This window comes from Streptomyces capoamus (assembly GCF_014654935.1).
Lineage (GTDB): Bacteria > Actinomycetota > Actinomycetes > Streptomycetales > Streptomycetaceae > Streptomyces > Streptomyces capoamus.
In genome coordinates this window covers 123149-145626 of sequence record NZ_BNBF01000005.1, presented here as the reverse complement: position 1 = coordinate 145626, position 22478 = coordinate 123149, and the positions used below count along the sequence as shown (strand labels likewise).

The window sequence follows — 22478 nt, the reverse complement described above, 5'->3', positions numbered from 1 at the left end:
GTGGTCCGGCTTCGGCATCAGCTGGTTGGACTTCACCAGGGCGATCTCGGCGAGGCCGCCGAAGTTGGTCTCGAAGCCCCAGATGCGCTGCTCGGGGTCGAGCATCGTGTCGTTGTGGCCGTCGGAGGACTCCAGTTCGACCGACAGGCAGTGCGCGACGACCTCGTCACCGGGCTTCCAGGCGTTGACGCCGGGGCCGGTGCGCAGGACGACGCCCGCGAGGTCGGAGCCGATGATGTGGTAGGGCAGGTCGTGCCGCTTGGCCAGCTCGCTGGTGCGGCCGTAGCGCTCCAGGAACCCGAAGGTGGACAGCGGCTCGAAGATCGAGGTCCACACCGAGTTGTAGTTGACCGAGGAGGCCATGACGGCCACCAGGGCCTCGCCCGGGCCGAGTTCGGGCAGGGGGACCTCGTCGAGGTGGATCGACTTGCGGGGGTCCTTGTCACGGGTCTCAAGGCCCGCGAACATCTCCGTCTCGTCCTTGTGCACGGTGATGGCGCGGTACGACTCGGGGAGCGGCAGGGCGGCGAAGTCGGCGGACGTGGCGTCCTTCGACTGGATCGCGTCCAGGATGTCCTTCACGGTCACGGTGTTGCCTCCGGCGGTGAGCGCCCTGAGGGAGGGGCGCTGGGGGATCGTCGGTGCTGCGGTGAGTGCTGCTGAGGGTTTTCGAGGGGTGTGCCGTCGGTTCGGCTCGGTGGTGCTTCGGCAGCGCTTTGTGGCGCAGGAGGTTGCCTGTGACGCAGGCGTCCGGGCGCGCAAACCATGAGCTTGCGGGGACAGCCGACGAGCGAAAGGTCTCTGCTCGCCGGCCGCCCGGACTCCTTCAACGTATGACACCGCGTGTCAGGTCGCAAGGCACTGAGTGCCAGAAATTGCTCTCAGGTGAAATCTTTACGCAACAAATGAGCGATGATCGATCAGATTCGTGATAAGCGAAACGGGCTGGGAGCGGCACCCAGTGCCGCTCCCAGCCCGTTTCGCGCGCTCCGGCCGCTAGGTCCGCGCTCTCAGCGCCTGCTCGATGGTGCGCATCACCTCGTCCAGCGGGGCGTCGGTCCTGGCCACCGTCACCAGGACCTCCCCGTGGTCGACGGTGGTGGCCGGCGAGGTGCGCGGAGCACTCTCGCGGCCGGCCCCGATGCCGGTGCCGAAGGTCCTGCGCACGATCGCGAAGGCGTGGTCCAGCTGCGCCTCCACGTCGCCCTGGCCGCCGGCCCGCAGCCAGCGCCGGAGCACGTGGTTGTGGGCGGTGACCACGGCCGAGGCGGCCACCTCGGCCAGCAGCGGGTCGTCGTTGGCGTCGTCGGCGTGCGCGTGCTCGTCGAAGTGGCCGAGCAGATAGCGGGTGAACAGGCGCTCGTAGCGGGCGACCGAGGCGATCTCCGCCTCGCGCAGGGTGGGGACCTCGCGCGTGAGCTTGTAGCGGGCGACGGAGATCTCCGGCCGCGCCGCGTACATCTTCATGACCTCCTTGATGCCACGGCACACGGTGTCGAGCGGGTGCTCGTGCGCCGGGGCGGCGTTGAGGACCGCCTCCGCGCGGATCAGCGTGTCGTCGTGGTCCGGGAAGATCGCCTCTTCCTTGGAACGGAAGTGGCGGAAGAAGGTGCGCCGGGCGACCCCGGCGGCGGCGGCGATCTCGTCGACGGTGGTGGCCTCGTAGCCCTTGGTCGCGAACAGCTCCATGGCTGCTGCCGCCAGTTCTCGGCGCATCTTGAGCCGCTGGGCGGCGGCGCGACTGCCTGCGGCACTTTCCGGCGCGTCGGACGTGGCTGGTGTACGGGAGGACTTGGCGGGCTGGGACATGACCCGAACGTACTGCATCCGCGCAGCTCGGTGCGCGGATCCGGGCTCTCCCCCGCCCGCGGGGGGCGGGGGAGAACCGGGCCGGGCGGGCGGGGCGCCGGCTCCGGGGCCGAGCAGCCCGCCCCAGTCCGTCCCCGTACCGAACCAGTCGCCGACGCCGTCAGCGGCGGGCATACTCGCGGAAGCCGCGGCCGGTCTTGCGGCCCAGGCAGCCGGCGGCCACCAGATGCTCCAGCAGCGGCGCCGGGGCCAGGCCGGGGTCACGGAACTCGCGGTGCAGCACCTTCTCGATGGCCAGCGAGACGTCCAGGCCGACCACGTCCAGCAGCTCGAAGGGGCCCATCGGGTAGCCGCCGCCCAGCTTCATCGCCGCGTCGATGTCGTCGAGGGACGCGTAGTGCTCCTGCACCATCTTGACCGCGTTGTTGAGGTACGGGAACAGCAGCGCGTTGACGATGAAACCGGCCCGGTCGCCGCAGTCCACCGCGTGCTTCTTGATCTTCGCGCAGACCTCGCGCACGGTCGCGTGGACGTCGTCCGCCGTGAGCACCGTCCGCACGACCTCCACCAGCTTCATCGCCGGCGCCGGGTTGAAGAAGTGCATGCCGATCACGTCCTGCGGGCGCGAGGTGGCGCGGGCGCAGGCGACGACGGGCAGCGACGAGGTGGTGGTGGCCAGGACCGCGCCCGGCTTGCACACCTTGTCCAGCGCGGCGAACAGCTGCCGCTTGACCTCCAGGTCCTCCGCGACCGCCTCCACGGCGAGGTCCACCTCGGCGAAGGCCTCGTAGGAGCCCGCCGGGACGATCCGCTCCAGGATCCCCGCGGCGGCCTCGGCGGTCAGCCGGCCCCGGTCCACGGACCGCGCCAGGGACTTGCCGATCCGGGCCCTGGCCGCCTGGGCCTTCTCCTCGCTGCGGGCGGCCAGCACGACCTGGTAACCGGCCTTGGCGAACACCTCGGCGATCCCGGAGGCCATGGTGCCGGAGCCGGCCACACCGACCGAGCGGACCTCCCGGCCGGCGCCGAGCGAGCCGTCCGCCGCCGGGGTCAGCGCGTCCGGCACCACCGTGCCGCTGCCCGGGGCCTCGTACGTGTAGAAGCCGCGCCCGCTCTTGCGGCCGGTCAGGCCGGCCTCGCTCAGTTGCCGGAGGATCGGGGCGGGGGCGTGCAGCCGGTCGTGGGACTCCGCGTACATGGCCTCCAGGACCGTCCGCGCGGTGTCGATGCCGATCAGGTCCAGCAGGGCCAGCGGGCCCATCGGCAGGCCGCAGCCCAGCCGCATCGCGGCGTCGATGTCCTCGCGGGAGGCGTACCGGGCCTCGTACATCGCGGCGGCCTGGTTGAGGTAGCCGAACAGCAGCCCGTCGGCGACGAAGCCCGGGCGGTCGCCGACCGCGACCGGCTCCTTGCCCAGCTCCAGCGCCAGGTCGGTGACGGCGGCGACGGCCTGCGGCGCGGTCAGCACCGAGGAGACCACCTCGACCAGCTTCATGGCCGGCGCCGGGTTGAAGAAGTGCAGGCCGAGCACGCGCTCGGGGCGGGCCGAGCCGGCGGCCAGGCGGGTCACGGACAGCGCGTTCGTGCCGGTCGCCAGGATCGTCTCCGGGCGGACGATCGCGTCCAGCTCGCGGAAGACCTGCTGCTTGATCTCGTACGACTCCGGGGTGACCTCGATGACGAGGTCGGCGTCGGCCGCCGCGGCGAGGTCGGTGGTGGTGCGCACCCGGGCCAGTGCCCCGGCGCGCTCCTCCCCGGTGAGCCGGCCGCGCTCCACGGCGCGGGCGGTGGCGGCCTCCAGCGCGGCGAGCGCCTTCGCGGTCTGGGCCTCGCTGATGTCGATGCCGATCACCTCGCGGCCGGCCCGCGCGAGGACTTCGGTGATACCGGTGCCCATGGTGCCGAGGCCCACGACGGCGATCGTCCTGAGCGGGGACAGGGAAGTGCCGGACTGGGGGGACAGGGGAGTGGCCATCGCGGGACTCCAGGAATGAGGGTGACGACGAGGAGCGCGCCGGGGTGCGCCCGAGGGCGCACCGCGGTGCGAGGAGAGTGCGGGTGTTGCCGGGCTGCGAGCGCACACGCCCGGGGCCGCCGGTGCCGTGGGCGTGCACACGCCCGGCAGTGGCGGAACGTCCGACCGGCTCTGTCCCGAAGCCGGGTCGTACTGCGGTGCACACGGTGCACCGAACCGACAGACACGCTCGCGACGGCCGCGTCACCAAACCGTCGCCAGCGGAAGATGCGAGAGGGTTACTCGCTCGAATGAGCTTAACCGGCGGGTAACGAGCGCGCCAGTCCCCGGGCGGAAACCGACTTTGTGATGTAGCTCCCTCGCCGGCCGCGGCCCCCCTACGCTGGACGGCGTGGACGAAGAGTTGCGATCGCTCACGGAGCGCTTACGGCAGGAGTCCGGCGGCTCGGCGGCGTTCGGGAGCCTGCTGGCCACCGAGGACCACGACACGCTCGCCGAGGTGCTCACCGCGCCCGGACAGCCGCTGTGGGCCCGGGAACTGGCCGCGTTCCGCCTCGGCGGCGCCGGCGACCGGCGTGCCTTCGAGGCCCTGGTACTGCTGCTCAACCACCGCGACCCGCCGCGCTGCGCCTCCGCCGCGCACGCCCTCGCCCGGCTCGGCGACCCGCGCACGGCCCGTGCCGCCGCGGCCCTCGCCACCAACGAGCTGCGCGTCGCCTACGCCCTGTACCCGGTACGGCTCCTGGTCGCGCTGCGCGCCCCCGAGTCCGTGCCCGCGCTGATCACCACGCTGGAACGGCGACTGCGCCCGCACGACCCCTACCGGCGGGTGGCCCTCGCCTGCGTGGAGGGCCTGGGCACCCTCGGCGACCCCCGCGCCCGGCGCGTCCTCAGCGAGGCCCTCGCGCACCCGGCGCTCGCCGAGGCGGCGGTGCACGCGCTGGCCCGGATCCCGCAGGAGCAGACCAGGTGACGCCGGGTCAGCCGGCGGGCGTGCGCACGTACCGCACCTCGGGCACGCCCACGCCGCCCACCTCGAAGGACCTCTCGGCATCGTCGGACCGGGATCGGGCGCTCTCGTAGGAACGCCGGACCGGGGCGTTGTCCGTGAGGCCCCCACAGCAGCTTGCGCGGCCGGGTCGCACACCGGTCAGCCGGTGGGCGTGCGCACGTACCGCACCTCGGGCACGCGCACGCCGCCCACCTCGAAGAGCTCCTGCGCACCGTCCGGCCGGAACCCGGCGCGCTCGTAGAAGCGCCGGGCGGGGGCGTTGTCCCGCAGCACCCACAGCAGCACGCGCGGACACGCCGCACACCGCTCCAGCGAGGCGCCGAGCAGCGCGCGCCCGATGCCGGTGCCGAGGTGGGCGGGGTCGACGTAGATCGCGTACAGCTCGGCGTCGCCCGCAGCGGCGCCGCCGCCCCGGTACGGTCCGCACGCCGCCCAGCCGAGCACCGTGCCGTCCCGCTCGGCGACCAGGTCCACCACGCCGGCGGCGCGCCGCGCGAACCCGGCACGCCGCCGCTCGGCGTCCGCGGTGGCGCTCAGCCCGTCGAGGTACGCCTGGGGCATGAGCCCCCGGTAGGCGTGCTGCCAGCCGCGGACGCGGATCGCGGAGACACGGTCGCAGTCGGCGAGGGTCATCCTCCGGACCGTCAGGGAGGTCACGCGGTCACCACCGCGAGGGCCTCCACCTCCAGCAGGAACTCCGGTGACACCAGGGCGGCCACCTGGACCGCGGTCGAGGCGGGCAGGCGGTCCTCGGGTATGTGGGCGGCGCGGGCCGTGCGGACGGCCGGCATGTGGGCCATGTCCGTGACGAAGTACGTCAGCTTCACCACGTCCTCGAAGCCGGCGCCCGCGGCGGCCAGGCAGCGCCGCAGGTTCGCGAACACCTGCCGGGCCTGGGCCGCCGGATCGCCCGCCCCGACCAGCTCGCCGTCCTCGTCCAGGGGCAGTTGACCGGAGACCGCGACGAGCCGGCCGGTCGCGGCCACCACGTGGGTGTACTGGGCGGCGGGGAACACGCCTGCGGGCGCGGGGATGCGCGTCGGTTCGCTCATGGGCCCAGGGTGCACCATGCCACCGACAACGCCCCCGGCGGGCCGGGCGGTTGCCCGGGGCGGCAGGCCGGCCCGCCGGGGTGTCAGGGGCGCACGCCCAGCAGGCCGTGCAGGGCCGAGCCGCGGGCCGGTGCCGGTGCCGGCCCGTCCGGCAGCGGCTTCGGATCGGGGGAAGCGGCGCAGACCGCGTCGGCCGGCCCGGCGCCCCGCGGCACCGTGCCGTCGTCCAGGTACGCGGCCAGGTACTCGTCCAGGCAGGTGTTGCCGCTCAGCGTGACGCCGTGGTTGCCGCCGCCCTCCTCGACCACCAGGCTGGAGCGGGCCAGCAGCCGGTGGACCGTGACACCGCCGGCGTACGGGGTCGCCGCGTCCCCGGTCGCCTGGAAGAGCAGGGCCGGCGGCAACGCCCCGTTGGCGGTGTCCACCGGCCGGCGCGGACCCGTCGGCCAGAACGCGCAGGGCGCGTTGTACCAGGCGTTGTTCCAGGCCATCAGGGGTGCCTTGGCGTACACGCCCCAGCCGTCCGCGCGCCACCGGTTCCAGTCGCGCGGCCAGGGCGCGTCGCGGCACTGCACCGCCGTGTAGACGCTGTAGCCGTTGTCGCCGGCGGCGTCCACGGCGGCCAGGTCCCGGTACAGCTTCACCAGCGGGCCGGTGTCCCCGCGGTGGACGTAGGCCGCGAACGCCTCGGCGAGGTAGGGCCAGTAGCCGTTGAAGTAGGCGCCGGGCACGAAGGTGTCCTCCAGCTCGGCGGCGCCGACCCGGCCCGCGGCCGGCTTCTTCGCCAGCGCCGCCCGCATCGCGTACCAGCGGGCCTCGATCCGCGCGGGGTCCCGGCCGAGTCCGTAGGCCGTGTCGTAGCGGGCGATCCAGGCCATCAGCGCGCGGTGGCGGTCGTCGAAGGCGTGGTCCTGGGCGAGGTTGTCCCGGTACCAGACGCCGGTCGGGTCGACGACCGAGTCCAGCACCAGGCGGTGGACGCGCCGCGGGAACAGCTTCGCGTAGACCGCACCCAGGTACGTGCCGTAGGAGTAGCCGAAGTAGCTGATCCGCGGCGCGCCGAGGGCGCTGCGGACGGCGTCCAGGTCCCGGGCGGCGCTCACCGTGTCCAGGTGGGGCAACAGGTCGGCGTACTTGCGGCCGCAGGCCGCGGCGAAGGAGCGCGCGCGGTCGAGGCCGGCGCGTTCCAGCGCGGGGGTGGCCGGCACCGGGTCCGGGCGCACCGGCGTGAAGTGGCCGGGCGCGCAGTCCAGGGCCGGGCGGCTGCGGCCGACCCCGCGCGGGTCGAAGCCGATGACGTCGTACCGGGCCGCGACGCCCTTGGGCAGCGCCGAGGCGACGAACCCCGCGAGGGCCAGGCCGCTGCCGCCGGGCCCGCCCGGGTTGACCAGCAGGGGGCCCTGGGAGGCCGGGGCGGTGTGCGGGACGCGGGAGAGGGCGAGCGTGATCCGCCGGCCGGACGGTCGGGCGTGGTCCAGGGGCACCTCCAGCGAGGCGCACTCGAGCCGGGGGTAGTCGGCGGTGCCGCACTTCTGCCAGCCGAGTCCGGCGGGCCGGGCGGCCTGCGCGGGAGCGGCCGTGACCGAGCCCGCCAGGACGGCGGCGGCCGCGGCCGCGCTCAGCAGGGCGGCGCGTGTTCTCATTCGGGTCCTCCCGGGACGGAGGTTGCGGCGAGCCGTGAGCCCACGGTTCTCGCCGGATCGTCCCGGAATCGGATGCCTGCGGAACGCGCCGGGGCCATAGTTGACCCGATCGGGCCGTGGGATGCCCCCTAACGCCCGCGCGTGCTCACATCAGACTGAGCTGGACCGGCTCGGGTCCGGCAGGGGGAGGAGCGGGCTCGGCCGGGCGGATCCGGCGGGCCAGGCCCGCGCGCGTGGGCCCGATGCCGTACTCCTCGGCCAGCTCGTGCACCTGACGGGTGATCCGGCGCTGGTACCACTTGGGCGCGTAGGCACCCTCCGCGTACAGCCGCTCGTAGCGCGCCACCAGGTGCGGATGGTGCTGTCCGAGCCAGGCCGTGAACCACTCCCGGGCCCCCGGCCGCAGGTGCAGCACGAGCGGGGTGACGGAGGTGGCCCCGGCCGCAGCGATCGCCCGTACCGTCGCCCGCAGCTGGGCCGGGTGGTCGCTCAGGAACGGGATCACCGGTGCCATCAGCACCCCGCACCCGATGCCGTGCTCGGCGAAGGCGCGCACGACGTCCAGCCGGCGCTCGGGGGCGGGTGTGCCCGGCTCCACCGTGCGCCACAGCTCGCCGTCCAGGAAGCCGACGGAGACCGATACGCCGACGTCCGTCACCCCGGCCGCCCGCACCAGCAGGTCCAGGTCGCGCAGGATCAGGGTGCCCTTGGTGAGGATGGAGAACGGGTTCGCCCGGTCCGTGAGCGCGGAGATGATCCCCGGCATCAGCCGGTAGCGGCCCTCGGCGCGCTGGTAGCAGTCGACGTTCGTGCCCATCGCCACGTGGTCGCCCTGCCAGCGGCGGGAGGCCAGCTGGCGGCGCAGCACCTCCGGTGCGTTCACCTTGACGACGATCTGGGTGTCGAAGCCGACGCCCGTGTCCAGGTCCAGATAGCCGTGCGTCCTGCGGGCGAAGCAGTAGACGCACGCGTGCGTGCACCCCCGGTAGGGGTTGACCGTCCATTCGAACGGCATCCGTGAGGCACCCGGCACTCGGTTGAGCACGGAGCGGGCCCGCACCTCGTGGAAGGTGATCCCGCGGAACTCGGGCGTGTCGAACGTACGGGTGACGACGGCGTCCGCGCCGAACAGCGCCGCGTCGGCGGCCCGGCCGTGTTCGCCGTCGTCTGTGAGGTTCTCCCAGCGCATGGACGCCTCCTCGCTCGCACCGGCCCCCACAATAGAACATCTGTTCCCATGATCGTGCGCACCCCGATTTGGGCGGCCGGGCGGCGGGGTGGTTGGCTTGCCCCAACCCCGAGGAACCAGGTCGTGGAGGGAACGCAATGGCGCAGGTCGAGGCCACTACGGAGCGGGTCGTCGCGGCGGACGCGGAGAAGGTGTTCGACGCCCTCGCCGACTACCGCGGCACCCGGCGCAAGCTGCTGCCCGAGCAGTTCAGCGAGTACGAGGTGCGCGAGGGGGGCGACGGCGAGGGCACCCTCGTCCACTGGAAGCTCCAGGCCACCAGCAAGCGGGTGCGGGACTGCCTGCTGGAGGTCAGCGAGCCCACCGACGGCGAGCTGGTCGAGAAGGACCGCAACTCCTCCATGGTCACCACCTGGCGCGTCACCCCCGCCGGCGAGGGCGGCTCCCGGGTCGTCGTCACCACCACCTGGCAGGGTGCCGGCGGCATCGGCGGCTTCTTCGAGAAGACCTTCGCGCCCAAGGGCCTCGGCCGGATCTACGACGCCCTGCTCGCCAACCTCGCCGCCGAGGTCGAGAAGTAAGTCCGGGGATCCCGCCGGGCATTGGCCCCTTCACCGGTACGAGTGGAATCGCATCTCGACCGGGTCTGTCCCGTAACTCGTCGCACTTGCCCGTAGTTGTCGCATCACGCGGCAACGGTGCGGCAGGTGCGACGAGGGGAGCGCTACATGGGCGGGATCGCTCTGGACCGGACGGAAACGGTCCCCGCGCCACCCGGCCGCCCCGTCCCGGAACCCGGCCGGGCCGCCGGGCCGGACCCCCGCCGGGTGCGGCTGGTCTTCCTCGGGCTGATGCCGGCGCTGCTGCTGGCCGCCCACGACCAGATGATCGTGGCCACCGCCCTACCGAAGATCGTCGGCGAACTGCACGGACTGGACAGGATGTCCTGGGCGGTCACCGCCTACCTGCTCACCTCCACCGTCTGCCTGCCGGTCTACGGCAAACTCGGCGACCTGCTCGGCCGCAAGGGCGTCTTCCAGTTCGCCATCGCCGTCTTCGTCCTCGGCTCCGCGCTCGCCGGCCGGTCCGGGACCATGAACCAGCTGATCGCCTTCCGCGCGGTCCAGGGCGTCGGCGCCGGCGGACTCATGATCGGCGTGCAGGCGATCATCGCCGACATCGTGCCACCCCGGCAGCGCGGCCGGTACATGGGCCTGATCGGTGCCGTCTTCGGTCTCGCCTCCGTCGCCGGACCCCTGCTCGGCGGCTACTTCACCGACCACCTCTCCTGGCGCTGGTGCTTCTACGTCAACGTCCCCTTCGGCCTGGCCACCCTGGCCGTCGTCGCCGCCGTCCTGCGCCTTCCCCGGCCCCGCGCACGCGCCCGGTTCGACGTCCTCGGCACCCTGCTGCTCGCCGCCGCCTCCACCTGCCTGGTCCTGCTCACCAGCTGGGGCGGCACCGAGTACGCCTGGGACTCCCGGCAGATCCTCGGCCTCGGCGCCGGCGCCCTCACCGCCGGCGTCCTCTTCCTCGTCGCCGAGCGCTTCGCCGTCGAACCCCTCATCCCGCTCCGGCTGTTCCGCGATCCCGTCTTCACCGTCAGCGGTCTGGTCGGCACGGTGATCGGCGTCGCCCTGTTCGGCGCCGCCAGCTATCTGCCGACCTTCCTGCAGATGGTCGACGGGGCCAGCGCCACCGGGTCCGGGCTGCTGATGCTGCCCATGATGGCCGGGATCGTCGGTGCCTCCGTCGTCTCCGGGCACCTCATCAGCCACACCGGCCGTTACAAGATCTTCCCCGTGGCCGGCGGCGCGCTCGCCACCGCCGGCATGTGGCTGCTGTCCCGGCTGCAGACCGACACGCCCCGGCTGCACTACAGCATCTGGATGGCCGTCCTCGGCACCGGCATCGGCCTGGTCATGCCCGTCCTCGTCCTCGCCGTGCAGAACTCCGTACGCCCCGCCGACCTCGGCAGCGCCACCAGCGCCGGCAACTACTTCCGGCAGATCGGCGGCAGCGTCGGCGCCGCCGTCTTCGGCACCCTCTTCACCGGCCGCCTCACCGACGCCCTGCACCGCGACCCGCCCCCGCACGCCGGTACCGGTCCGCCCGACGCCGACTCGCTCACCCCGCAGCTCGTCCACGCGCTGCCCCCGGCCCTGCGCGACGCCTACATCCGCGCCTACGCCGACGCGATGCCCCGGATCTTCCTCTACCTCGTCCCGGTGCTCGCCCTCGGCCTGCTGATCGCCTGTTTCCTCAAGGAGAAACCCCTGGTGTCCCACCACACCGCCGAAACCGAGCCGCAGACCATGACCGCCCCGATCCCCCAGGCCCGGTCCCCGTACGCCGCCGGAGTCCCCGTCTGCGGCACGGTGCAGCACCCCGACGGCACCGTCGTGCCCCGCGCGGCCCTCACGCTCATCGACGTCACCGGGCAGCAGATCGGACGGGGCGCCAGCGGCGAGGACGGGCGGTACGCGCTCGGCACGCCCGGCTCCGGGGCATACGTGCTGATCGCCGCCGCCGGCGGACACCAGCCGCAGGCCGTCTCCGTCACCGTCGGCGAACGCCCCGTCGAACTCGACGTCGTCCTGGGCGGCGCCGGCCGCCTCGCCGGCAGTGTGCTCACCGCCGACGGCACCCCCGTCCGGGACGCCGCCGTGACCCTCACCAACGTGCACGGCGAGGTCGTCGCCAGCACCCGCAGCGGGCGCGAGGGCGGCTACGTCATCACCGACCTGGTCGCCGGCGAGTACACCCTCGCCGGCAGCGCCCCCGCCTTCATCGAGTACGGCGGCCGGCCCTGGGCCGGCGCCGTGCGGGAGGGCCGGCCGCTGATCGTCTTCGTGCACTTCGCCGACCAGCGGCTGTACCGGTACGAGCCCGGCGGCGAACCCGTGCCGCTCACCCCCGTCTCCCCGGTGGGCGGCGGGCTGCGCTGGGCCGAGCCCCGGGTGGACCTCGCCCGCGGCGAGGTGTGGTGCGTACTGGAGGAGTTCACCGGTGACGGTCCCGGCGACGTGCGGCGCCTCCTGGCCGCCGTACCGCTGGACGGCTCGGCCGCAGGCGACCGCGGGGCCGTCCGCGCCCTGGCCGAACCCCGGCACCGGTTCGTCACCGGCGTCCGGCTGTCCCCGGACGGCCGGCGGGCGGCCTGGCTGGCGTGGGACCACCCGCGGATGCCCTGGGACGGCACGGAGCTGCTGGTGGCCGGGGTGGGGGAGGACGGCCGGCTGACGGACGTGCGGGCGGTCGCCGGTGGACCGCGGGAGGCGGTCGCGCAGGTCGAGTGGGCGGCGGACGGCAGCATGCTGTACACCAGCGACCGCAGCGGCTGGTGGAACCTCTACCGCGACGGCACCCCGCTCTGCCCGCGCGAGGAGGAGTTCGGCGGGCCGCTGTGGCAGTTGGGACTGCGGTGGTTCGCGCCGCTGGACGACGGCCTGCTGGCGGTCGTCCACGGCCGCGGGCCGACCGCGCTCGGGATAGTGGACACGGCGTCCGGCGAACTCGTCGACGCCGCCGGACCCTGGACCGAATACAGCCCCACCCTCGCGACCCACGGCCACCGCGTCGTCACCGTCGCCGCCGGCCCGCGCACCGGGTACGAAGTGGTCGAGCTGGACACCGCCACCGGCCGCGCCCGGGTGATCGGCGCCCGGCACCGGGATCCCGTCGACCCGGCCCACTACCCGGAGCCGCAGATCCGCACCTTCCCCGGCCCCGACGGCCGCGAGGTGCACGCCCACGTCCACCCGCCGCACCACCCGGCACGCACCGCGCCCGACGGCGAGCTGCCGCCGTACGTCATCTGGGCGCACGGCGGACCCACCAGCCGGGTGCCGCTCGTGCTGGACCTGGCGGTCGCCTACTTCACCTCACGGGGCATCGGGGTCGCCGAGGTGAACTACGGCGGCTCCACCGGCTACGGCCGCGCCTACCGGGAGCGGCTGCGCGAGCAGTGGGGCGTGGTCGACGTGGAGGACTGCGCGGCCGTCGCCCGCGCCCTCGCCGCCGAGGGCACCGCCGATCCGGCCCGGCTGGCGATCCGGGGCGGCAGCGCGGGCGGCTGGACCGCCGCGGCCTCCCTGACCACCACCGACGTCTACGCGTGCGGCACCGTCGTCTACCCGGTGCTCGACCTGGCCACCTGGGGCCCCGGCGACACCCACGACTTCGAGTCCCGCTACCTGGAGTCCCTGATCGGCCCGCTCGCCGAGGTGCCCGACCGGTACGCCGAGCGCTCCCCGACCACGCACGCCGACCGGCTGGACGTGCCCTTCCTGCTCCTGCAGGGCCTGGACGACGTCATCTGCCCGCCCGCCCAGTGCGAGCGCTTCCTCGCGCGGATCGCCGGCCGGGGCGTGCCGCACGCCTACCTCACGTTCGAGGGCGAGGGGCACGGATTCCGCCGGGCCGAAACGATGATCCGCGCCCTGGAGGCGGAACTGTCCCTGTACGCCCAGGTGTTCGGGCTGGAACCGGCACCGCGGGTACCGAAGCTGGAGCTGGACCGGTGAAGGAACTCCTGCGACCGCAGCGGCTGGCTCCCGGTGCCCGCGTCGCCGTCGTCGCCCCCAGCGGGCGGGTGCCCGAGGAGCGGCTGCAGGCGGGCCTCGACGTGCTGCGCGGCTGGGACCTCGACCCGGTCGTCGGCCCCCATGTCCTCGGCCGGCACCCCGAGTTCGACTACCTCGCGGGCACGGACGCCGACCGGGCCGCCGACTTCCAGAACGCCTGGTGCGACCCCGCCGTGGACGCCGTGGTGTGCGCCCGCGGCGGTTACGGCGTGCAGCGCATGGTCGACCTGCTCGACTGGGAGGCGCTGCGCGCGGCCGGCCCGAAGGTCTTCGTCGGGTTCAGCGACATCACCGTGCTGCACGAGGCCCTCGCCACCCGCCTGGGGCTGGTCACGCTGTACGGGCCGATGGCGGCCGGCATCGACTTCATCAAGAACGCCCGGGCCCAGGAGCACCTGCGGGCCACGCTGTTCGCTCCCGAGACGGTCCGCACCATCGCCTCCGGCGGCACCCCCCTCGTGCCCGGCCGGGCCCGGGGCGTCACCCTCGGCGGCTGCCCCAGCCTGCTCGCCACCGGCCTCGGTACCCCGCACACCCGGACCTCCGCGCGCGGCGGACTGCTCTGCCTGGAGGACGTGGGCGAGGAGACCTACCGGCTGGACCGCTATCTCACCCAGCTCCGGCGCTCGGGCTGGCTGGACGGAGTGCGCGGGGTGCTGCTCGGCTCCTGGGAGCGGTGCGCGGACTACGGCCGGCTGCGGCCGCTGCTCGCCGACCGGCTCGGCGGACTCGGGGTGCCGGTCCTGGAGGAGACCGGCTTCGGCCACTGCGCGGGGGCACTGACCATCCCGTTCGGGACAGCGGCCGAACTCGACGCGGACACGGGCACTTTGACGCTGGACGAGCCGGCGCTGCGCTGACGCCGTAGGCTGGCCGCATGCCGCATCCCCCGTCCCGCCGCCTCGCCGAGGGGCCCCGCGTCGCCATCCGCCCCATCACCCTCGCGGACGGCCCCGAGTTCACCGCGCGGGCCCGGGAGAGCAAGGACCTGCACCGGCCGTGGCTGTTCCCGCCGGACAGCGACGAGGCCTACGCCGACTACGCCGGCCGGCTCATCGGGGACGCGGACCGGGCCGGCTTCCTGGTGTGCGAGAAGGACGGCGGGGCCATCGCCGGCTTCATCAACATCAACAACATCGTGCGGGGCGGTTTCCAGAGCGGCGCCCTCGGCTACGGAGCCTTCGCGCACGCGGCCGGGCGGGGCCTGATGCGCGAAGGCATGGAGCTGGTGATCGGGTACGCCTTCGGGCCGCTGGGCCTGCACCGGCTGGAGATCAACGTCCAGCCCGGCAACGCAGCCTCCATCGCCCTCGCCCGGGGCGCGGGCTTCCGTCTGGAGGGCTTCTCCCCGGACATGCTCCACGTCGACGGCGCCTGGCGCGACCACGAGCGCTGGGCCCTCACCGCGGAGATGCGCGCGGGAGCGGCGCCGCCGCCGGCGTAGGGGCCGCCGCGTTACCCGCTGTGCCCGCCGGGTACCCGCAGGGTATGGACCGCTTCGATCACCTGGAACACCTGGACAAGCACCTCGTCGAAGAACTGGCTCAGGTGGCGCGCGAGACGGTGCGCGACGAACTGCGCGAGCAGTCGCGCAAGCGGCGCCGCACCGCCATGCTGTACGCCGCGTCGGGTGCCGCCGCCCTGTACGCGGGCGGCGCGGTGGCCCTCGCCGCGGGCCTGGCCCTGGCGATCGGGCTGCCCGGCTGGGCCGCGGCGCTGATCACCGCGGCGCTGCTGGGCGTGGTGGCGTACGCCCTGCGGGGCGCCGCCCACTCCGGTCACCACCCCGACGCCCCGCACCGCGTGCTCGGCGGCTCCGCGCCGGCCACCCCGCCGAGCGGCCTCGGCATGCCGTACCCGCCGATGCCGCAGACACCGCCCAACTCCCCGGCGGACCCCGACGCCCCGCATCACCGGGCCTGACCGCGAGCAGACCCTGACCGCGAGGGGGCGGGGCGTCCGCCCCGCCCCCTCGCCCCTGCCTCCCGGCGTCGTGCTCCCGCTCATCCGGTGAGCTGCGGCAGCACCTTCGTGCGGTAGAAGTCGAAGAAGCCCCGCTGGTCCGGCCCGATCTGGTTGACGTACACCCGGTCGAACCCGGCGTCGGCGAACGCCCGCAGTGCCGAGACGTGCTCGTCCACGTCGTCCCCGCACACCCTCGCGTCCCGCACCATGTCCTCGGTGACCAGCTCCTGCAGCTGCTCGAAGTGCCGGGGCGAGGGCAGGACCTGCCCCATCTCGCCGGGCAGCAGCTCGTTGAACCAGAGGTCGTGCACCGTGCGGACGCACGCGTCACGGTCGGTGCCGTAGCAGACCTTCGTGCCCCCGCTGACCAGCTTGGTCCCGCCGCCGTCCGTGCGGAACCGGGTGACCATCTCCTCGTCCGGCATCATCGTGATGTAGCCGTCGGCCACCCGGGAGGCCAGCGCGGTCGCCTTCGGGCCGAAGCCGGAGATGTCGATCGGGACGGGCTCGTCGGGGACGGTGTAGAGGCGGGCGTTCTCCACGGTGTAGTGGGTGCCGTGGTGGGTGACCTCCTCGCCGGTGAACAGCCGGCGCATCACGTGGATCGCCTCCTCCAGCATCTCCAGGCGCACCTGCGTCGGGGGCCAGCGGTCGCCGAGGATGTGCTCGTTCAGGGCCTCGCCGGTACCGACGCCGAGCCGGAACCGGCCCTGGGTCATCACCGCGCTGGTGGCCGCCGCCTGTGCCACGACCGCCGGGTGCATCCGCACGGTCGGGCAGGTCACCGCGGTCTCGATGGGCAGTGACACCGCCTCCGACAGGGCGCCGATCACCGACCACACGAACGGGCTCTGCCCCTGCGCGTCGTTCCACGGGTGGTAGTGGTCGGAGATCCACAGCGCCTGGAAGCCGGCCTGTTCGGCCATCCGGGCCTGTTCGACGAGGGCGGCGGGATCGTGCTCCTCGCACGCCAGGAAATAGCCGTACTCGGGCATGGGCGAACCTCCGCGGGCGAGCCGATGTGATCCTTTCCCGGCCCGGGTAACCGGGCGCCACCGGGCGAAACGCCGGTCCGGCGGCGCCCGGCGGGCTTGCCGTCCGGGCACCGGTGGTGCCGTACGGATGACCCGCCCGGCGTTTGGGTGCACCCGCCTCGGTTACGCGGAAGACCTGGGACGAGCCAGACCGCCGGAGGCGCACCGTGAGCCGACCCCGCGTCGTGATCGTCGGCGCCGGTTCCGCCCGTCGGCCGCTTCCCGCACCGGCCGCCGGCCGTCGCCGGCGCCGCCGAACCGCCGCCGCTCCCCGGTGCCACCGGGCACGGGCACGGGCACGGGCACGGGTTCCGCGGACCGCCGGAGGCCGGCTGCCGGCGGCCCTACGGCCGTGTCAGGGCGTCCCACCGTCCACTCAGGCAGGAGGCGACACCATGACACACCAGGACGACCGGCCCGCCGAGGCCGCCAGGAACCAGCCCGGCGGAGAGCCGGCGAAGAACCAGCCCGGCGGGGAGCCCGCCGCGAACCAGCCCGGCGGGGAGCCGGCGAAGAACCAGCCCGGCGGGGAGCCGGCCGAGGGCGGGGCGGAGCGTCCGGCTCCCGGCCCGGTCAAGCGCGCCGACGGCCCCGAGCCCGCCGGCCCGGGCGATCCCGCGGACCGCCCGGACGCACCCGACTGAGCGCCCCCGGCGCGACCCAGCGCGAGGAGACCGAGGAGATTCATGAACACTGACGAACTGGCCGCCCTGGGGCAGCAGTTGCGCGTGGACAGCGTGCGGGCGTCCGCCGCCGCGGGATCCGGGCACCCCACGTCCTCCATGTCCGCGGCCGACCTGCTGGCCGTCCTGCTCGCCAACCACCTCCGCTACGACTTCGAGCGCCCCGAACACCCCGTGAACGACCGCTTCGTCCTGTCCAAGGGACACGCCTCCCCGCTGCTGTACGCCGCGTACAAGGCGGCCGGCGCGATCGAGGACGGCGAGCTCGTCACCTTCCGCAAGATCGGCAGCCGGCTGGAGGGCCACCCGACGCCCCGCCGCCTGCCGTGGGTGGAGACGGCCACCGGCTCCCTCGGCCAGGGCCTGCCCGTCGGGGTCGGCATCGCCCTCGCCGGGAAGCGGCTGGACCGCACCGGCTACCGGGTATGGGTGCTGTGCGGCGACAGCGAGCTGGCCGAGGGCTCGGTGTGGGAGGCCGCCGAACACGCCGGCTACGAGAACCTGGACAACCTGACCGCCATCGTGGACGTCAACCGGCTCGGCCAGCGCGGCCCCACCCGGCACGGCCACGACCTGGCCGCCTACGCCCGCCGCTTCCAGGCCTTCGACTGGCACACCATCGAGGTCGACGGCCACGACGTCGACGCCATCGACCGGGCCTACGGGGAGGCGCTGTCCACCACCGGGCAGCCCACCGTGATCCTCGCCCGCACCCTCAAGGGCCGGGGCGTCGCCGCCGTGGAGGACCGCGAGGGCCTGCACGGCAAGCCGCCGTGGAGGACCGCGAGGGCCTGCACGGCAAGCCGCTGCCCGAGGCCGAGGACGCCATCGCCGAACTCGGCGGGCCCCGTGACCTGCACGTCCGCGTCTCCGAGCCGCAGGTCGCCGCCGCGCTGCGCTCGCTGACCACCGGGCCCGTGCAGCTGCCCCGCTACGACCTCGGCGACGAGGTCGCCACCCGGGACGCCTTCGGCACGGCGCTCGCCGCGCTCGGCACCGCCCGCGGCGACGTCGTCGCCCTGGACGGCGAGGTCGGCGACTCCACCCGTACCGAGGAGTTCGCCAAGGAGCACCCCGACCGGTTCTTCGAGTGCTACATCGCCGAGCAGCAGCTCGTCGCCACCGCCGTCGGCATGGCCGCGCGCGGCTGGCTGCCGTACGCCTCCACGTTCGCCGCCTTCCTGTCCCGAGCCCACGATTTCGTGCGGATGGCGGCCATCAGCGGATCCGGGCTCAACCTGGTCGGCTCGCACGCCGGTGTCGCCATCGGGCAGGACGGGCCCTCCCAGATGGGCCTGGAGGACCTGGCTTTGTTCCGGTCCGTGTACGGCTCGACGGTGCTGTACCCGTGCGACGCCAACCAGACCGCCCGGCTGGTCGCCACCATGGCCGGCCTGGAGGGCATCCGCTACCTGCGCACCTCCCGCGGCAAGACCCCGGTGGTCTACGGCCCCGACGAGGAGTTCCCGGTCGGCGGCAGCAAGACGCTGCGCTGCGGCGAGGACGACCGGCTGACCGTCGTGGCCGCCGGGGCGACCGTGCCCGAGGCGCTGGCCGCCGCCGACCGGCTCGCCGCGGACGGCATCCGGGTGCGGGTGATCGATCTGTACTCGGTCAAGCCCGTCGACGCCGAGACCCTGCACCGGGCGGCCGAGGAGACCGGCTGCCTGCTCACGGTGGAGGACCACCACCCCGAGGGCGGCATCGGGGACGCCGTCGCCGAGGCCTTCGGCGACGGCCGGCCGGTGCCCCGCCTGGTCCGGCTCGCGGTGCGCACCATGCCGGGCTCCGCCGCGCCCGACGAGCAGCTGCACGCGGCGGGCATCGACGCCACGGGCATCGCGGCGGCGGCCAGGATGCTGGTCGAGGAGGCGGTCGTGCGATGAGCCGCGGCGACGCCCGGACCCTCAGGGCGGGCCGCCGCACCGTGGAGATCCAGCGGCCGGGGAAGGTGCTCTTCCCCGGCCGCGGGGGTGCGCCGGAGTACACCAAGGGCGATCTCGCCGACTACTACCGGGCCGTCGCCCCGTACCTGCTGCCGCACCTGCGGGGCCGCCCGCTGACCTTGGAACGCTGCCCGGACGGCCTCGACGGCCGGCGGTTCCTGCAGAAGAACACCCCGGAGCACTACCCGGACTGGATCACCCGCGTCGAGGTCGCCAAGGAGGGCGGCACGATCACCCACGTCGTGTGCGACGACACCGCCACCCTCCTCCACCTCGCCGACCAGGCCTGCGTCACCCTGCACCGCTGGCTCTCCCGCACCGACCGGGCCGGCGGCCCGGACCACCCCGACCGGCTGGTCTTCGACCTCGACCCGGCCGGCGACGACTTCGCCGCCGTCCGGGACGCGGCCCGCTGGATGCGTGAGCTGCTGGCGGAGCTGGACCTGCCCGCGGGAGCCATGACCACCGGTTCGCGCGGACTGCACCTCGTCGTCCCGCTGGACGGCCGCCACGACTTCGACGAGGTCCGGCGGTTCGCGCGTGACGTCGCCGCACTGGCCGCCTCCCGGCACCCCGACCGGCTCACCACCGCCGCCCGCAAGCACGACCGCGCGGGCCGGCTCTACCTGGACGTGCAGCGCAACGGCTACGCCCAGACGGCCGTCGCCCCCTACAGCGTCCGCGCCCGGCCGGGCGCGCCGGTCGCCGTGCCCCTAGCCTGGAAGCAGCTGGACGATCCGGCGCTGAACGCCCGCCGGTGGAGCATCGCCGACGCCGTCGACCAGGCCCGGACGGAGCCGTGGAGCGACCTGCCCCGCCGCGGCCGTACCCTCGGCCCGGCCCGGCGCCGTCTCGATGACATGCACTCCTGAGGTTTGGCCAAGGAAGGAACGGCCACACGCAGGGGAGAGGTGGCCATGTCGAACACAAACAGCACGTCAGACTCACAGAGTTCACAGGAAGCACAGAACTCTCAGCACTCTCAAGACTCCGACAACACGCACGAGACGCAGGGCACCGCCCGCCGCGGGACGAGCAGCAAGCGGCCGACCCCCATGGAGGTGCTGCGCCAGGCGCGCAGCCAGCTCGCCGAGCTGACCGGACTCACGCCCGAGTCCGTGTCCTCCTTCGAGGAGACCGAGGACGGCTGGTCCATCGAGGTCGAGGTACTGGAACTCGCCCGGGTCCCGGACACGATGAGCCTGATGGCGAGCTACCAGGTCGAGCTGGACCCGGAGGGCCAGCTGACCGGTTACCGGCGTGTCCGCCGCTACGAACGCGGCAGGGCCGACGCGCGGGGCCGTTAGGCCACGGCGCGTCCACCCGCCAGCGCAGACCGTGCACCCATCAGCAGGAGGAGGAATCGCCGGCATGACTGTTGTTCCGGCACAGCAGACCGGAGGCGGAGGCGGCAGCAGCGGCCTCTACGACGTACTTGAGCTGGTCCTGGACCGAGGGCTCGTGATCGACGCGTTCGTGCGCGTCTCCCTGGTCGGCATCGAGATCCTGAAGATCGACGTCCGGGTCGTCGTGGCCAGTGTGGACACCTACCTGCGCTTCGCCGAGGCGTGCAACCGCCTGGACCTGGAGTCGGGCCCAAACAAGAGCCCGGGCCTGCCCGAGATCGTGGGCGAGGTCACCGAGTCCGGCGCCCGCGGCAAGTCCAAGGGCGCGCTGTCCGGCGCCGCGCAGACCATATCCGACGCCTTCACCCAGGCGCGCCAGGAAGGGGAGACCGAGTCCAGGCCGCGCGCCCGCAAGGCACCCGCGCGCCGTAAGGAGGAGCAGGAGTGACCACCTACGTCTACGGCATCACCGCCCGGTCCCACCCGGCGCTGCCCGAGGGCATGACCGGGGTGGGCGAGCCGCCGCGCTCCGTCCGCGTGCTCACCGCCGGTGACCTGGCCGCCGTCGTCAGTGACGCCCCCGAGGACCTGCGCCCCAAGCGCAGGGACCTGCTCGCCCACCAGAACGTGCTCGCCGAGGCGGGCGCGGGCGGCTGTGTGCTGCCGATGCGCTTCGGCAGCGTCGCCGACGACGACGACGCCGTCACCCGGGTGCTCACCGACCGGTCCGAGCACTACCTGGACCGGCTGCGCGAGCTGGACGGCAAGGTCGAGTACAACATCAAGGCCACGCACGTCGAAGAGGCCGTCCTGCACCGCGTGATGGCCGAGAACGCGGACGTCCGCTCCCTCGCCGAGGCCAACCGCAGGTCCGGCGGCGGCAGCTACGACGACAAGATCCGCCTCGGCGAGATGGTCGCCGCCGCCGTGAAGGCCAAGGAGGCCGAGGACCGGCAGGAGGTGCAGGCCCTGCTCACACCGGCCGCCTCCGCCGTCAGCGAGGGCCCCGAGTCCACCGGCTGGCTGCTGAACGTGTCGTTCCTGGTCGCGCGGGATTCGGCCGAGGACTTCCTGGCCACCGTCGAGCAGATCCGCAAGAGCCACGCCCACCTGGACCTCAGGGTCAACGGGCCGCTGCCGCCGTACAGCTTCGTCGAGCCCGGCCCGGCGCAGCCCGCGGGCAGCACGGCCGGCGCGGACACCGGCGCGCAGTAGCGCTCCCGGCCCGGACGGAGAGGAGGACACCGTGGGACTGATCGGCGAAGTGCTGATGCTGCCGTTCGCCCCCGCGCGCGGCAGCGCGTGGGCCATCAGGCAGGTGCTCCGTGAAGCGGAGCGGATCTACTACGACCCCGCCACCGTACGGGCCGAACTCGCCCGGCTCGAGGAGCAACTGGAGTCGGGCGAGATCACCGAGGAGGAGTTCGACCGGCGCGAGGACGAACTGCTCGACCGGCTGGAGATCGCGATGCGCTCCGGCGACACCACAGGCAACGGGACGTGACATGAACCGAACCGCACTGGGCCTCGCCGTAGGGGCCGGATATCTGCTCGGACGTACGAAGAAGCTCAAAATGGCCGTCGCGGTCGGCTCGCTGGTGGCGGGGAAGAAGCTGAACCTCAGCCCGCGCATGGTCGCGGACCTGGTGAACCAGCAGCTGAAGAACAACCCGCAGTTCAAGGAGATAGGCGACCAACTGCGCCAGGACATGCGGGGCGTCGGCAAGGCCGCCACGGGTGCCATGGTCGAGCGGCAGATGAGCACGCTCGCCGACCGGCTGGCCGGCCGTACCGCCAAGGTGCGCGACCAGGTGTCCGGCGGCGCGTCCGGCTCCGACGAGGGCCGGGACGACGAGGACCGGGACGACGAGGGCCGGGACGACGAGGACCGCGACGACGAGGACCGCGACGAGGACGGCCGGGAGGACGGGCACGAGGAGTCCGCCGGCGACCGCGACGGCGGGTCCCGCAGCGAAGGCTCCGGCGACCGGCCCCCGGCGAAGAAGGCCCCTGCCAAGAAGATCCCCGGCAAGAAGGCCGCTGCGAAGAAGACGGCCCCCGCGAAGAAGGCGGCGGCCAAGAAGACCGGCACGGCCCGCAAGACGGCCGCGAAGAAGACGGCTCCGGCCGGCGACGCCGCCAAGGGCGCCGCCTCCCGGCAGTCGAAGGGCGGCGATGACCGATGAGCGACACCCTCGGAACCGCCACCTCCACAGCTGGAAAGGCCACCGGCGCCGC

General features: G+C 73.8%; 21 protein-coding genes and 1 pseudogene. 14 read left to right on the top strand and 8 right to left on the bottom strand.

Annotated elements, in window-relative coordinates; genetic code table 11:
* From IE312_RS39470 to IE312_RS10405, 3 genes are all read right to left on the bottom strand, one after another.
* Nucleotides 1-582, bottom strand: a 582-nt coding sequence (locus IE312_RS39470) for an alcohol dehydrogenase catalytic domain-containing protein (RefSeq protein WP_229899543.1), incomplete at its 3' end; no start/stop codon positions are given.
* Nucleotides 583-996: 414 nt separating this feature from the next.
* Nucleotides 997-1809, bottom strand: a complete 813-nt coding sequence (locus tag IE312_RS10410; RefSeq protein ID WP_229899464.1) for a TetR family transcriptional regulator — start codon at nt 1807-1809, stop codon at nt 997-999.
* A gap of 160 nt (nt 1810-1969) precedes the next feature.
* Nucleotides 1970-3784, bottom strand: coding sequence for a 3-hydroxyacyl-CoA dehydrogenase family protein (locus tag IE312_RS10405; protein ID WP_189980539.1), 1815 nt, complete (start codon nt 3782-3784; stop codon nt 1970-1972).
* Between the two features lie 391 nt (nt 3785-4175).
* Between IE312_RS10405 and IE312_RS10400 the strand changes: the two genes are divergently transcribed.
* Nucleotides 4176-4757, top strand: a complete 582-nt coding sequence (locus IE312_RS10400; RefSeq protein ID WP_189980538.1) for an adenylosuccinate lyase — start codon at nt 4176-4178, stop codon at nt 4755-4757.
* 177 nt (nt 4758-4934) lie between these two features.
* Here IE312_RS10400 and IE312_RS10395 read toward each other — a convergent pair whose 3' ends face one another.
* The 4 genes from IE312_RS10395 to IE312_RS10380 all read right to left on the bottom strand — a co-directional run bounded on the left by IE312_RS10395 (nt 4935) and on the right by IE312_RS10380 (nt 8680).
* A complete protein-coding gene (locus tag IE312_RS10395; protein ID WP_189980834.1) occupies nt 4935-5429 on the bottom strand; it encodes a GNAT family N-acetyltransferase in 495 nt (164 codons plus the stop codon).
* Nucleotides 5430-5449: 20 nt separating this feature from the next.
* Nucleotides 5450-5848 (bottom strand): RidA family protein, encoded by a 399-nt coding sequence (locus IE312_RS10390; RefSeq protein ID WP_189980537.1) that lies wholly within the window; start codon nt 5846-5848, stop codon nt 5450-5452.
* 83 nt (nt 5849-5931) lie between these two features.
* Complete coding sequence (locus IE312_RS10385) at nt 5932-7491, bottom strand: alpha/beta fold hydrolase (RefSeq protein ID WP_189980536.1); 1560 nt, start codon at nt 7489-7491, stop codon at nt 5932-5934.
* A gap of 145 nt (nt 7492-7636) precedes the next feature.
* Complete coding sequence (locus IE312_RS10380; RefSeq protein ID WP_189980535.1) at nt 7637-8680, bottom strand: Rv2578c family radical SAM protein; 1044 nt, start codon at nt 8678-8680, stop codon at nt 7637-7639.
* Nucleotides 8681-8817: 137 nt separating this feature from the next.
* Between IE312_RS10380 and IE312_RS10375 the strand changes: the two genes are divergently transcribed.
* The 5 genes from IE312_RS10375 (at nt 8818) to IE312_RS10350 (ending at nt 15189) form a co-directional block, all read left to right on the top strand.
* Entirely contained in the window at nt 8818-9261 is a 444-nt protein-coding gene (locus IE312_RS10375) for an SRPBCC family protein (RefSeq protein WP_189980534.1), read from the top strand.
* Between the two features lie 147 nt (nt 9262-9408).
* Nucleotides 9409-13206: a DHA2 family efflux MFS transporter permease subunit gene (locus IE312_RS44005; RefSeq protein WP_306419726.1), complete on the top strand. Its 3798-nt coding sequence runs from the start codon at nt 9409-9411 to the stop codon at nt 13204-13206.
* Nucleotides 13203-14126: a S66 peptidase family protein gene (locus IE312_RS10360; protein ID WP_189980533.1), complete on the top strand. Its 924-nt coding sequence runs from the start codon at nt 13203-13205 to the stop codon at nt 14124-14126. Before IE312_RS44005 ends, IE312_RS10360 begins: the two co-directional genes overlap by 4 nt.
* Before the next feature lie 17 nt (nt 14127-14143).
* On the top strand, nt 14144-14710 hold the full coding sequence (locus tag IE312_RS10355) for a GNAT family N-acetyltransferase (RefSeq protein WP_189980532.1): 567 nt from the start codon (nt 14144-14146) through the stop codon (nt 14708-14710).
* Nucleotides 14711-14754: 44 nt separating this feature from the next.
* A complete protein-coding gene (locus tag IE312_RS10350; protein WP_189980530.1) occupies nt 14755-15189 on the top strand; it encodes a phage holin family protein in 435 nt (144 codons plus the stop codon).
* Nucleotides 15190-15269: 80 nt separating this feature from the next.
* On the opposite strand, the gene IE312_RS10345 is transcribed toward IE312_RS10350, so the two are convergent.
* Nucleotides 15270-16226, bottom strand: a complete 957-nt coding sequence (locus IE312_RS10345; protein ID WP_189980528.1) for an LLM class F420-dependent oxidoreductase — start codon at nt 16224-16226, stop codon at nt 15270-15272.
* A 434-nt stretch (nt 16227-16660) separates the two neighbouring features.
* On the opposite strand from IE312_RS10345, the gene IE312_RS10340 reads away from it, so the two are divergent.
* The 8 genes and pseudogenes from IE312_RS10340 (at nt 16661) to IE312_RS10305 (ending at nt 22426) form a co-directional block, all read left to right on the top strand.
* Nucleotides 16661-16909, top strand: coding sequence for a hypothetical protein (locus IE312_RS10340; RefSeq protein WP_189980857.1), 249 nt, complete (start codon nt 16661-16663; stop codon nt 16907-16909).
* Nucleotides 16910-16951: 42 nt separating this feature from the next.
* Nucleotides 16952-18834, top strand: a pseudogene (locus tag IE312_RS10335) (transketolase).
* Nucleotides 18831-19766, top strand: coding sequence for a non-homologous end-joining DNA ligase (ligD, locus tag IE312_RS10330; protein ID WP_189980526.1), 936 nt, complete (start codon nt 18831-18833; stop codon nt 19764-19766). Before IE312_RS10335 ends, ligD begins: the two are co-directional and overlap by 4 nt.
* A 45-nt stretch (nt 19767-19811) precedes the next feature.
* A complete protein-coding gene (locus tag IE312_RS10325; protein ID WP_189980524.1) occupies nt 19812-20201 on the top strand; it encodes a gas vesicle protein GvpO in 390 nt (129 codons plus the stop codon).
* 64 nt (nt 20202-20265) lie between these two features.
* Entirely contained in the window at nt 20266-20688 is a 423-nt protein-coding gene (locus tag IE312_RS10320) for a gas vesicle structural protein GvpA (protein WP_189980522.1), read from the top strand.
* Complete coding sequence (locus IE312_RS10315; RefSeq protein WP_189980520.1) at nt 20685-21455, top strand: GvpL/GvpF family gas vesicle protein; 771 nt, start codon at nt 20685-20687, stop codon at nt 21453-21455. Before IE312_RS10320 ends, IE312_RS10315 begins: the two co-directional genes overlap by 4 nt.
* Before the next feature lie 31 nt (nt 21456-21486).
* Nucleotides 21487-21744: a gas vesicle protein GvpG gene (locus tag IE312_RS10310; protein WP_189980518.1), complete on the top strand. Its 258-nt coding sequence runs from the start codon at nt 21487-21489 to the stop codon at nt 21742-21744.
* Nucleotide 21745: 1 nt separating this feature from the next.
* The gene (locus tag IE312_RS10305; protein WP_189980516.1) at nt 21746-22426 is read left to right on the top strand and encodes a DNA primase; all 681 of its coding nucleotides are present in this window, start codon (nt 21746-21748) and stop codon (nt 22424-22426) included.
* Nucleotides 22427-22478 lie beyond the last annotated feature (52 nt).